Annotated in this window: 2 protein-coding genes; both read right to left on the bottom strand. The window is 71.5% G+C overall.

Annotated features, from left to right (window positions below; genetic code table 11):
• The coding region (locus tag ACIBCK_RS39005) for a type I polyketide synthase (RefSeq protein WP_399398100.1) at nt 1-1983 on the bottom strand (1983 nt) is incomplete at its 3' end.
• 39 nt (nt 1984-2022) lie between these two features.
• Nucleotides 2023-13275 (bottom strand): type I polyketide synthase, encoded by an 11253-nt coding sequence (locus ACIBCK_RS39000; RefSeq protein WP_399398098.1) that lies wholly within the window; start codon nt 13273-13275, stop codon nt 2023-2025.
• Nucleotides 13276-13289 lie beyond the last annotated feature (14 nt).

The raw sequence follows: 13289 nt of genomic DNA, 5'->3' as shown, positions 1-13289 counted from the left end.
CCACAACACCGGCTGCACCACATCCGCCGACCCCAACCCCGGCGCACCCTCCACACCCGACAGAACATCAGACAACGACCACGACACATACGCCGCCAACGCCCGCTCACACTCAGCAAGCCGCGCCGCGAACACCGGACTGCACGAAGCCAACTCCCGGCCCATACCCACCCACTGGGCCCCCTGCCCCGCGAACACAAACACCGTCCGCACGCCCGAACGCGCGACCCCCGACACCACCGAACCCGCGGAAACACCAGCGGCAACACCCTCCAGGCCGCTCAGCAACTCCTCACGGCCACCGCCAAGAACCACCGCCCGGTGCTCGAACGCCGACCGCGTCGCCGCCAACGACCACGCCACATCCACCGGCACCAACTCGGGCCGCGCCACCATCCACTCGCGCAACCGGGACGCCTGCCCGGACAAGCCCTTCGCCGACCGGCCCGACACCACCCACGCGCCGGCACCGATACCGACCGCGTCCGTATCGAGCACAGCGGGAGCGGCAACCTCTTCCTCGGCTGCCTCAGCGGATTCGTCCTGGGTGGCCTCAAGCAGCTCGCCGCCCTCGCCGTCCTCGGGGGACACCTCCGGCTTCCCGGCGTCGTGGGCCGGGGCCTCCTCCAGGATGATGTGGACGTTGGTGCCGCTCATGCCGAACGCCGACACACCGGCACGACGCACCCGGCCGTCCGCCGACCACGGCACGTGGTCGGCAAGGAGCCGCACGTCCCCGGCCGTCCAGTCCACCTGCGGTGTCGGCTCGTCCGCGTGCAGTGTCGCGGGCAGCTGTCGGTTCTGGAGGGCCAGGACCATCTTGATGATCCCGGCCATACCGGCGGCCTGCTGGGTGTGTCCGATGTTGGACTTCACCGAGCCCAGCCACAACGGACGGTCATCCGGCCGATCCTGGCCGTACGTGGCGAGCAGCGCCTGCGCTTCGATCGGGTCGCCGAGCGGGGTCCCCGTGCCGTGCGCCTCCACCACGTCGACGTCCTGGGTGGAGAGGCGAGCGCTGGCCAGCGCCGCACGGATCACACGCTGCTGGGACGGGCCGTTGGGCGCCGTCAGACCGTTGGACGCACCGTCCTGGTTGATCGCGCTGCCCCGTACGACCGCGAGCACCTTGTGCCCGTTGCGCCGCGCGTCCGAGAGCCGCTCCACCACCACGACACCGGCGCCCTCGGCGACTCCCATGCCGTTGGCCCCGGCGGAGAAGGTCTTGCACCGTCCGTCAGGAGACAGTCCGAGCGACCGGCTGAAGTCGGTGAACAGCACCGGGGTCGCCGCCACGAAAGCGCCCCCGACGAGGGCCATCGAGCACTCCCCGGACCGCAACGCCTGCCCGGCGAGGTGCATCGAGACCAGCGAGGACGAACACGCCGTGTCCACCGTCACCGCCGGGCCCTCGAGGCCCAGGGTGTAGGAGATGCGGCCGGACAGGATACTCGTGGCATTGCCGGTCATCACCTGGCCGTCGAGCTCACCTTGGCGGCCCGATATCCAGCCGTATCCGGATGTGGACGCGCCCGCGAACACACCCGTCGCGGAACCGCGCAGCGACGCGGGGTCCACGCCGGCGCGCTCAAGCGCCTCCCAGGCCACTTCGAGCAGCAGCCGCTGCTGCGGGTCCATCGACAAGGCTTCGCGCGGACTGATCCCGAAGAATCCCGCGTCGAACCGGGTCGCGTCGTAGATGAAATTGCCCGCCTGTACCTCAGCCGCCCCGGAATCGGGGTCGTCGCTGTCACCGAGGCCCCAGCCCCGGTCCTGCGGCAGGCCCGCAACCGATTCCCCCTTGGCGTCGAGCAGTTCCCAGAGGGCCTCCGGGCTGCGCACGCCGCCGGGGAACCGGCAGCTCATGCCTACGATCGCGATCGGCTCATCGCCGGCCGCTTCCAGTTCCTGCAAACGCTGCCGAGTCTCGTGCAGATTCGTAGTAACCCGCTTGAGAAAATAGCGGAGCTTTTCTTCGCTCACTTACGTCACCCCGTCGAGGAAGTCGCGGCGTTCGCCGAGTCAGTAAATTCCAAGTTCCTTGCCGATAAAGTCGAAGACTTCGTCGTCGGTTGACGATTCCAGCTTCTCCTCAACGCCGGTTTCGGCGATCCGCTCTCGCGCTTCCTTCCATTTCGAAAGCACGACTTCGAGCCGGTTCGTGATCTGGGCGGATTCGTCGTCGCCGGTCAGCGTGGCGAGCATGCCTTCCAGCTTGTCCAGTTCGACGAGCACCGGCTGGGCCGCGCTCGTCTCCTGGGTCTGGCCGGCCCGCAGGTGATCGGCGAGCGCGGCGGGGGTGGGGTAGTCGAAGAGGAGCGTGCTCGGCAGGCGCAGGCCGGTGGCCGCGCCGAGACGGTCGCGCAGTTCGACGGCGGTCAGCGAGTCGGCCCCGAGGTCGCTGAAGGACCGGTCGGCCTCGACGAGGTCGATGCTCGCGTGACCAAGGACGGCGGCGGCCTCGGTCCGTACGAGGTCGGTCAGGAGCCGGTCTTGTTCCGCCCGCGTCAGTCCCGCCAGTTGCTCGGCGAGCGCGCTGCCTGCCGCCGGGTCGGCCGCACCGCTGTTGTTCTCCGCCGCGGCCAGTGCGTCGATGACCTCGGGCAGGCTCTCGACGAGCGGGCTCGGCCGCCGCATCGTGAACGGCGGCGCGAACCGCGCCCAGTCCACATCCACGACGGTCATCAGCGGTTCCTGGCCGTCGAGCACCTGGGCCAGGGCCTGGATGGCCTGTTCCGGGTCGATCAGACGCAGTCCGCGCCGCTGCATCTGGACAGCGCCCTCGTCGTCGGTCATGCCACCGCCGCCCCACGGGCCCCAGGCCACCGAGGTGGCGGCCCTGCCCTGGGCCAGGCGGTGTTCCGCCAGGGCGTCCAGGTAGGAGTTGGCCGCCGCGTAGCCGGCCTGGAGTCCGCTGCCCCAGGTCGCAGCGATGGAGGAGAACAGCACGAACGCGTCCAGGTCCAGGTCGGCGGTCAACCGGTCGAGACCGGCGGCGCCCGCGGCCTTGGCCGCCATGACCGCGGCCAGTTCGTCCACCGAGATCTCGTCGAGTGCCGTCGCCTGCCCGAGGCCCGCGGCGTGCATCACCGCGGTCAGCGGCGGTCCGTCGGCACCGATCCTGCCGATCACTCCGGCCAGCGCGGCATCATCGGCGGCATCGGCCGCGATCACGTCCACCTGTGCCCCAGCGATCGCCAACTCGGCGGCCAGCACAGCAACTTGTCCGGCACGGGGCCCGGACCGGCTCATCAGGACGAGCCGCTTCGCACCACGTCCGGCCGACCAGCGCGCCACGTGCCCGCCGATCGCACCCGTACCACCCGTGATCAGCACGCTGCCGCGGGGTACCCAGCGGCTCGCGTTCTCGCGGGGTTGCACGGCCCTGGTCAGGCGGCGGCCGAAGATCCCGTTGGGGCGGATCGCGACCTGGTCCTCACCGCACTCGGCGAGCACCGCGCACAGGCGGGCCGCGGCCTGCTCGTCGAGTTCGACGGGCAGGTCGATCAGACCACCGCCGTGGTCGGGGTGCTCCAGAGTGGCGACCCTGCCGAGACCCCAGGCCTGTGCCTGCACCGGACTCGTCGGCGCCTCGCCCGGCAAGGCCGCGACCGCGCCACGAGTGAGCACCCACGCCGGGGCGTGGACGCCCAGGGCGATCAGGGTCTGGACGAGCGTCTGGGTCCCCGCGAGACCGTTCGCAAGAGCCGGGTGCGCGGGCAAAGGTGCCTCGTCCAGCGCGAGGAGCGACACGACGCCGGAGACTCCCGCCTCGGGAAGCATCGCGCCGATCCGCTCGGCCATCCCCTTCTGGTCGGCCGTTTCGCTCGTCTCCACGGTCACCACTTCGGCGCCCCCGGCGGCCAACGCCTCCACGCATCCTCGCGTGAGGTCGTCGCCTGCCTGCTCCGGCGTGGTCACTACCAGCCAAGTCCCGTACAGCACACGGGCGTCGGGCTCGGCAATCGGCGCCCAGGTCACGCGGTACCGCCAGTTCGCGGTCTCCGACTTGTCCTGCTCGCGGCGCCGCCAGGCTGCCAACGCGGGAAGGATGTCGCCGAGTTGGTTCTGATCGTCGAGCGCCAGCGTGTCCGCGATCTGCGCCAGGTCAGCGCCCTCGACCGCAGCCCAGAAACGGGCCTCGGCCGCCGTGCTCGCACCATCGCCACCGGCACCGGGTCCGGTGTTAGGCGCGGTCAGCACTCCCTTGGGCCAGTACGGCTGGTGCCGGAAGGCGTACGTCGGCAGGTCCACCTGATCCCCCGTGGGCAGTACCGCGCTCCAGTCCACGGTCGCGCCATGGACGAACGCCCGCGCCAAGCCGGTCACCAGGCCAGTGACACCCTGTCCGGCCTGCTCCTTGCGGCGCTGGAGCGGTACGAAGACGCTCTCGTCGCCGCCGACACCGGCCACCGCATCCGGGCCGAGCGCGGACAGCGAACCATCCGGGCCCACCTCGAGGAACACCGACACACCCTGCGCCGCAAGCGCAGCCACCGCATCCGCGAACCGCACCGCCTGCCGCGTCTGCGCAGGCCAATACCCGCTCTCGCACTCCGACAGCACCTCACCGCTCAACGCGCCAGCCCACATGGTGTGCGGGCGCCGGTACTCCAACCCAGCTGCCACACCGGCCAGTTCATCCAGTACGGGATCCATCGCCGGGGAGTGGAAGGCGTGCGAGACCCGCAGCCGCCGCACTCGACGGCCCCGCTCCCGCCACGACTCCACCACCGCATCCACAGCACCGACCTCACCCGAAACCACCACCGAGTCAGGACCGTTGACCGCCGCGACCACCACACCCGGTATGTCCGCCAGAGTGGCGAGCACGTCGGCCTCCGACGCGCCAATGGCCGCCATCGCCCCGCCACTGGGGAGTTCCTGCATCAGCCGCGCACGCGCCGCCACCAAACGGCACGCATCCGCCAACGACAGCACCCCAGCCACGTACGCAGCCGCGACCTCACCCACCGAATGACCCACCACAGCATCGGCGACCACACCAGCCGCCTCCAACACCGCAGCCAACGCCACCTCAAAGGCGAACAACCCCGCCTGCGCATACAACGTCTGATCGACCAGGCCCGCGTCCACCCCATCCACACCCAGCACTACATCCCGTACAGATGCACCAACAGACGCACCCAACTCCAGCTCAAGCAGCCCACACACACGGTCGAAGGTCTCAGCAAACACCGGACAGCCCTCATACAAACCCCGCCCCATCCCCACCCACTGCGAACCCTGACCCGCAAACACCAGACCAACCCGCGCACCCTGCCGCGCGACACCCGACACCACCGAAGCCGCCGACACACCACCCGCCAGAGCCTCCAGGCCACTGACAAGCGCCCCGCGCTCACCGCCCACCACAACCGCACGATGCTCGAACACCGACCGCGAACCCGCCAACGACGAACCCACATCCACCGGCTCCAACTCCGGCCGCGCCACCACCCACTCACGCAACCGACCAGCCTGCGCCACCAACCCATCCGCAGACCGCCCCGACACCAACCACGCGCCGACCCCACCGGAACCGACAACCGCCGGAGACGGAGGTGCATCGACCGGCTCGGTCAACAGGCTGTCATCGAGCTCAGGGGCCTCCTCCACGATGATGTGCGCGTTGGTGCCACTGATCCCGAATGCCGACACGCCTGCACGACGCACCCGGCCCTCGGACGGCCACGGCACCGACTCGGTCAGGAGCCTGACGTCACCTGCCGTCCAGTCCACGTGCGACGACGGCTCATCCGCGTGCAACGTCTGCGGCAGCTGCTCGTGCTGGAGGGCGAGGACCATCTTGATGACACCCGCCATTCCGGCGGCGGCCTGGGTGTGTCCGATGTTCGACTTCACCGAGCCGAGCCACAACGGCTGCTCCCCGGCGCGTTCCTGGCCGTAGGTCGCGAGCAGGGCCTGCGCCTCGATCGGGTCGCCGAGCGGGGTTCCCGTACCGTGCGCCTCCACCGCGTCCACATCACTCGGCGTGAGCCGGGCGCTTGCGAGGGCCTCGCGGATGACGCGCTGCTGGGACGGGCCGTTGGGGGCCGTCAGACCGTTGGACGCGCCGTCCTGGTTGACCGCACTGCCGCTCACTACCGCGAGGACCCGATGTCCCTTACGCCGGGCGTCGGAGAGGCGCTCGAGCACTACCATGCCTGCACCCTCGCCCATGCCCATGCCATCGGCGTCCGCCGAGAACGCCTTGGACCTGCCGTCCGCCGCGAGGCCGCGCTGCCGGGCGAAGCCCACCATCTCCCACGGCGTCGCCATGACGGAGACTCCGCCGACCAGAGCCATCGAGCACTCCCCCGACCGCATGGCCTGGGCGGCCATGTGCAAGGCGACGAGCGACGACGAGCACGCCGTGTCCACCGTCACCGCCGGGCCTTCGAGACCGAGTACGTACGACACTCGGCCGGAGATGATGCTTGTCGCGTTGCCGGTGATCAGGTGGCCCTCGGTCTGTCCGGCGCCGCCACCGTCCTGTCCCGCGAGCTGGAGGCTGGCGAGGGCGTAGTTCGACGAGTAGCCGCCGATGAACACCCCGGTGCGCGAGCCGCGCAGCGATGCCGGGTCGAGGCCGGTTGACTCCAGGGCCTCCCAGGAGAGTTCGAGGAGGAGCCGCTGCTGCGGGTCCATCGCGACGGCCTCGCGCGGGCTGATCCCGAAGAATCCCGCGTCGAACTGGGTCGCCTGGTGGAGGAATCCGCCCTCACGGGAGTACGTGGTCCCCGCGTGCGCCGGGTCGGGGTCGAACAGGGCTTCCGTGTCCCATCCGCGGTCCTGCGGGAAGCCCGAGATTCCTTCGCCGCCCGCGGCGAGCAACTCCCATAGTTGCGCAGGGGTGTTCACTCCGCCGGGGAACCGGCAGCTCATCGCCACGACGGCGATGGGATCGCCGTCGGTGGCCGCGAATGCGGGCCCATCGGTGGCCGCCGGGTTCTCGGCCAGGGCGCCGAGCAGCGTCGTCCGCAGGTGATCGGCAAGGACCGTCGGGTTGGGGTAGTCGAACATCAGCGTCGCGGGCAGCCCGAGGCCCGTGACGGTGGCGATCCGGTTGCGCAGTTCGACCGAGGTCAGGGAGTCGAAGCCCATCTCGCTGAACGCGCGTCCTGGATCGACCCCGTCGGACGTGGCGTAGCCGAGCACGGCTGCGGCCTCGCCGCGGATCGTGTCGACGAGCATGCGGTCCTGCTCAGCCCGCGACAGGCCCGCGAGGCGCTCGGCCAGCTCTCCTTCGTCACGCGGCCCGCTGCTCTCGGTGCGCCGTGCCGCCTTCAGCTCCTGTACGTCCGGCAGGTCGCGCAGGAGCGGTATGTCGAGGAAATCCGCCTGCCCGGGAGCCGCCGCGAGCGCGGGCAGGTCGAGGTCCATCACGGTCAGTACGGGATCCGGTCCTGCCAGGGCCCCGCCGAGTGCCCTGACCGCCAGGTCCGGGTCCATGAGGACCTCCCAGCGGTTGCGGCGCAGCCGCTGGCGGGCCGCGTCGGTCGCCTGGGAGACGCCTTCTCCGGCCCAGGGGCCCCAGGCCACCGAGTGCGCGGGCAGGCCTCGCGAGCGCCGGTTCTCCGCAAGCGCGTCCAGGAACGCGTTCGCGGCGGCGTAGTTCGACTGGCCCGCACCACCGAAGGTGGCGGCGGCCGATGAGAACAGGACGAACGCGTCGAGTTCGAGGTCGGCGGTCAGTTCGTCGAGGTGGGCGGCGCCCGCTGCCTTGGCCGCGAGCGCGTTGGCGAGCCGGTCCGTGGTGAGTCGGTCGAGCACGCCGTCGTCAAGCACGCCCGCGGTGTGCATGACCGCGGTCAGCGGCGGACCGCCCGCTCCGATGCGGCCGATCGCCGCGGCGAGGTCGGAACGCCGGGCGCTGTCGCATGTGTTGACCTCGACGTGGGCCCCGGCGGCCGCGAGGCTGGCGGCAAGCCGGGCCGCACCCTTGGCTGCGGGTCCCGACCGGCTGGCCAGGACGAGGCGCTCGGCACCGCGGTCGGCGAGACCGCGGGCCACATGGCCGCCCACCGCGCCGGTTCCACCGGTGATGAGCACGGTTCCGCGCGGGGTCAGGTCCTGGCCCGCCTTGGGCTGCGGGGACCGGGTCAGGCGGCGGCCCAGGATGCCCGCGGGCCGGATCGCCACTTCGTCCTCGCCGCAGCCTGCGAGTACCGTGCACAGGCGGCTCGCGGCCCGGTCGTCGAGCACGGCGGGCAGGTCGATCAGACCGCCCCAGCGCTCCGGCTGTTCCAGGGATACGACGCGGCCGAGCCCCCAGGTCTGCGCCTGCACCGGCCGTGTCAGCACGTCGCCGGGCCCGGTGGCGATCGCCCCGGAGGTGAGCATCCACAGCGGTGCGGTGATGCCCGCGTCGGACAAGGCCTGGATCAGGGTCAGTGTGCCCGCAAGTCCGCCGGGCACCTCGGTCCTGTCCGCGGTGGGCCTCTCGTCGAGCGCCAGCAGGGAGACCACTCCGGCCACGCGTGCCGGTGTCCCGCCGTCGGCGTCTGCCTCCAGGGTGCGGGCGATGTCGGCGGCCAGCTGCTCGCGCCGTACCGTGCCCGGCTCGATCTCTACGACTTCGGTCCTGGCGCCCCTGGCGGCGAGCGCTCGTACGCACGCCTGGGTCAACTCCCGCGTACCGTCTGCCTGTTCCGCGGGGGCCGCGACCAGCCAGGTGCCGGTCAGTGCGGCCGGTGCCGGGTCGGTGAGAGGGGCCCAGGTGACGCGGTACCGCCAGTTCCCTGTGACGTCCTTTTCCCGTTCGCGTCGTCGCCAGGCAGCGAGCGCGGGGAGGACCTCGGTGAACGATTTCTGTCCGTCTAGGGCCAGCGTGTCGGTCAGGTGTCGCAGGTCGCCGCTCTCGACCGCCGCCCAGAAGCGGGCCTCGGCCTCGGTTCCCGCGCTGTCCCCGCCGACCGCCACCGGGGCGGACGCGCGGGACGCGCCGAGCCAGTAACGCTGGTGCTGGAAAGCGTAGGTGGGCAGGTCCGTGCGCCGTCCTGCGGGCAGCACCTGCCTCCAGTCGACGGCGGTACCGCCCACGTGCACCTGGGCGAGCGCCTTGAGGAGCCGCTGGGGGCCGCTGTCCTCGCGGTCCAGCGTCCCTGTGATGACAGGGGCGCCGGTCGCGCCCATGTCCTCGATGGTCTCGGCGATCCCGGTGGTGAGGACCGGCTGCGGGGACACCTCGACGAAGGTGCGGTTCCCGGCAGCGGCCAGCTCCCGGATCGCCTCGTCGAAGCGGACCGTGTGGCGGACGTTGGCGAACCAGTATCCGGGGTCGAGCTCGTGGCCGTTCATCCAGCGGCATTCGACGGTGGAGAACAGCGGGATCCGGCCGGCGCCCGGCTCGATCCCTGCCAGGCTCCGGGTCAGTTCATCCGCGAGTTCCGCCACCCCGGCCGAGTGCGCCACGAAGTCGGTCACCGGGATCGGCCAGCGCATGACGTGCCGGGCCGAGAGTTCGGCCCCGAACTCCGCGAGGGCGTCCGTCTCGCCGGAGACCACGGTGGCCGCGGGCCCGTTCACCGCCGCGACGGAGAGCCGGTCGCCCCACGGGGCTAGCAGCTCGCGTACCGCATCGGCAGGCATGACGACGGAGAGCATCCCGCCGCCTGTGCCGAGCCCGGACAGTGCCCGGCTCCGTACCGCCACGACCTTGGCCGCGTCCTCGACGGACAGGATCCCGGCCACCGTGGCCGCCGCGATCTCGCCCTGGGAGTGGCCCACCACCGCGCCCGGCGTGACACCGGCTGCCTCCCACACCGCCGCGAGCGACACAAGGACCGCCCACAGCGCGGGCTGGACCACGTCGGCTCGTTCAAGTGCGGGTGCGCCCTCCGCTCCGGCAAGGACATCCGTGAGGGACCAGTCGACGTACGGTTCCAGGGCCCGCGCGCAGTCGGCTATCCGGTCCGCGAACACCGGGGACGAATCAAGCAACTCCAGGCCCATGCCGACCCATTGGGCGCCCTGACCGGGGAAGACGAACACCGCCTCGCTCTCTTCGGCAGCCGCGGCCGACCCGGTGACGACGCCGGGCGCGGATATACCGGCCGCCAGCGCGGCCAGCCCCTCCGCCAGTTCCTGGCGTCCGGTGCCTGTCACCACGGCCCGGTACTCGAACACGGAGCGGGTCGTCGCGAGGGAGTGGGCCACGCCCGCCGGGTCGAGCTCCGGGCGTACAGCCAGGTATTCGCCGAGGCGGGCCGCCTGCAGGCGCATGCCGTCGGCCGTACGGCCCGACACCAGCCATGCACAGGTTCCGGGGGCGTCGATGGCGGCCACGGGAGCCACGTCCGGCGCTCCGGCGTCCTCGGTCTCCACCGGGGTCTCGTCGTCCGCGAACTCGGGGGCCTCTTCGAGGATGATGTGGGCGTTGGTACCGCTGACGCCGAACGACGAGACTCCGGCCCTGCGCGGCCGACCGTCGGTCTCCCACGGCCTCGACTCGGTGAGGAGTCGTACCTGGCCCGCCGTCCAGTCCACGTGCGGCGAAGGCTCGTCCGCGTGCAGCGTCCGCGGCAACTGCTTGTGACCCAGCGCGAGGACCATCTTGATCAGGCCGCCGATACCGGCTGCGGCCTGGGGGTGTCCGATGTTGGACTTCACCGATCCCAGCCACAGCGGCTGGCCATCCGGCCGGTCCTGGCCGTAGGTGGCGATCACCGCCTGCGCCTCGATCGGGTCGCCGAGCACCGTCCCCGATCCGTGCGCCTCCACCACGTCGACATCGGCGGTGGACAGCTGTCCGCTGGCCAGGGCCTCGCGGATCACCCGCTGTTGTGAGGGGCCGTTCGGGGCGGTCAGGCCGTTGGACGCGCCGTCCTGGTTCACGGCGGCGCCGCGCACCACGGCGAGCACCGGGTGGCCGTTGCGCCGGGCGTCCGACAGGCGTTCGAGCACCACCATGCCCGCGCCCTCGGAGATGCCCATGCCGTCGGCGTCCGCCGAGAACGACTTGGAACGGCCGTCGGGAGAGAGCCCTCGCTGCCTGCTGACCCAGACGAACAGGTCGGCGGTCGCCGCGACGAACACGCCTCCGGCCAGCGCCAGGGAGCACTCGCCCGACCGCAGCGCCTGCGCGGCCAGGTTCACCGACACGAGCGCCGACGAGCAGGCGGTGTCGACCGTCACCGCCGGTCCTTCGAGGCCGAGGGTGTACGACACACGGCCGGAGAGCACGCTGGTCGTGGTGCCCGTCAGGAGGTGGGCGTCGAGGCCCTCGGCGGAGTCGACGGCGATGCCGTATCCCGCGAAGCTCGCACCCGCAAACACCCCGGTCCTGCTGCCGCGCAGCGTCGACTGCACGATGCCCGCCCGCTCCAGCGCCTCCCAGGACGTCTCCAGGAGCAGCCGCTGCTGCGGGTCCATGGCGAGGGCCTCACGCGGGCTGATACCGAAGAACCCGGCGTCGAACTCGGCCGCGTCGTAGACGAAGCCGCCCTGACGTACGTACGACGTCCCGTCCTGATCCGGATCGGGGTCGTACAGGCCGTCCAGGTCCCAGCCGCGGTCCTGCGGGAAGGCCCCGATCGCGTCCGTACCGGAAGCCAGCAACTCCCAGAGTTCTTCAGGGTCCTTGACCCCGCCGGGGAGGCGGCAGCCCATGCCGACGATCACCACGGGATCGTCGTCCGAAGGCGCAGTGCTCACCAGTACGGCGCCGCTCGCCGCCTGCAGACCGAGCAGCTCGGAGCGCAGATATCCGGCGAGCACCGACGGGTTGGGGTAGTCGAAGAGCAGCGTCGCGGGCAGCTTGAGTCCGGTTCGCGAACCGAGCCGGTTGCGGAGTTCGACGGCGGTCAGGGAGTCGAAGCCCAGGTCGCTGAAGGCCCGCCCGCTAGCGATGGCCTCGGGCGACGCGTAGGCGAGTACGGCCGCTGCTTCGGTCTTGATCAGGCCGACAAGCATCCGGTCCTGCTCGGCAGTCGGCAGGGGGGTCATCTCCTGCTTCAAGGACGCGCTGGTGTCCGAGTCGGCGCTCTTCTCCGCCCCGGGACTCTCCAGGGCCTGCCGCACCTCGGGCAGGTCTTCGATGAGGGGGCTCGGCCGCCGCAGCGTGAACGGCGGGGCGAACCGCGCCCAGTCCACGTCGACGACCGTCACAAGGCCCTCGTCACCGTCAAGGGCCTGGGCCAGCGCCTGGACCGCCAGATCGGGGCTCATCAGCCGCAGCCCGCGCCGCTCCAGCTGGTTCCCGTCGTCGCCGGAGCTCATCGCGCCGCCGTTCCACGGGCCCCAGGCGATCGAGGTAGCGGTCTTCCCCGCGGCAAGGCGGCTCTCCGCGAGCGCGTCAAGGAAGGCATTCGCGGCGGAGAATCCGGGCTGCTGGCCGCCGCCCCAGACGGCTGCGACCGAGGAGAACAGAACGAACGCGTCGAGGTCCAGATCCGCAGTCAACTCGTCGAGCAAGGCCGCCGCGTCCGCCTTCACCGCGAGCACGGGGGCGAGCTCCGCGACGTCGATGGCGTCGATCGGCCTGTCGTCGATGCCCTCCTCGGTGTGCACGACGGCGCTCAGCACGGGACCGGTCGCGCCGGTCCAGTGCACCACTGCGGCCAGCTCGGCACGCTGCCCAGTGTCACACGCCACGACATCCACGGAGCTGCCACGCGCGGCCAGTTCGGCCACCGCCGCCGCGACGCCGGGGGCGGCGGGCCCTGAGCGGCCGGTCAGCACCAGGCGAGGCGCACCCTGCCCTGCCAGCCAGCGCGCCACGTGCCCGCCGATCTCGCCGGTGCCACCGGTGATCAGCGCACTTCCGCGCGGCTGCCGACGCGACGGGGAACCGCTCGTCTGAGGGGCGCGGGACAGCCTGCGGCCAAGGAGTCCGGTCTCGCGTATCGCGACCTGGTCCTCGCCGCAACCGGCCACCACCGCCGCGAGGCGCGTACCCGCCCGTTCATCGAAGTCGGCGGGCAGATCGATCAACCCGCCCCAGCGCTCAGGGTGTTCAAGACCCGCGACGCGGCCCAGACCCCAGGCCTGCGCCTGCACCGGGTCGGCGGGCGCCTCACCGGAGACCGCCGCGACGGCACCGCGAGTGAGGATCCACAGGGCCCCGGCCACTTCGACGTCACCGAGGACCTGCACCAGAGCGAGCGTGGCGCCAAGGCCCCGGGACACTGCCGGGTGGTCGGGCAGCGGCGTTTCGTCCAGTACGAGGAGCGAGAGTACGCCGGACAGTGCGCTGGGCTCCGTACCGGCATTCCGCAGCTCTTGGACAAGCAGCCCGGCCAGGTCGACCCGGTGCACCGTTCCGGCCGGCACCTCCACGACCAGAG

The organism is Streptomyces sp. NPDC051218 (genome assembly GCF_044455475.1).
In the GTDB taxonomy this organism is placed as follows: Bacteria; Actinomycetota; Actinomycetes; order Streptomycetales; family Streptomycetaceae; genus Streptomyces.
This window is presented reverse-complemented; position numbering and strand designations above follow the sequence as displayed.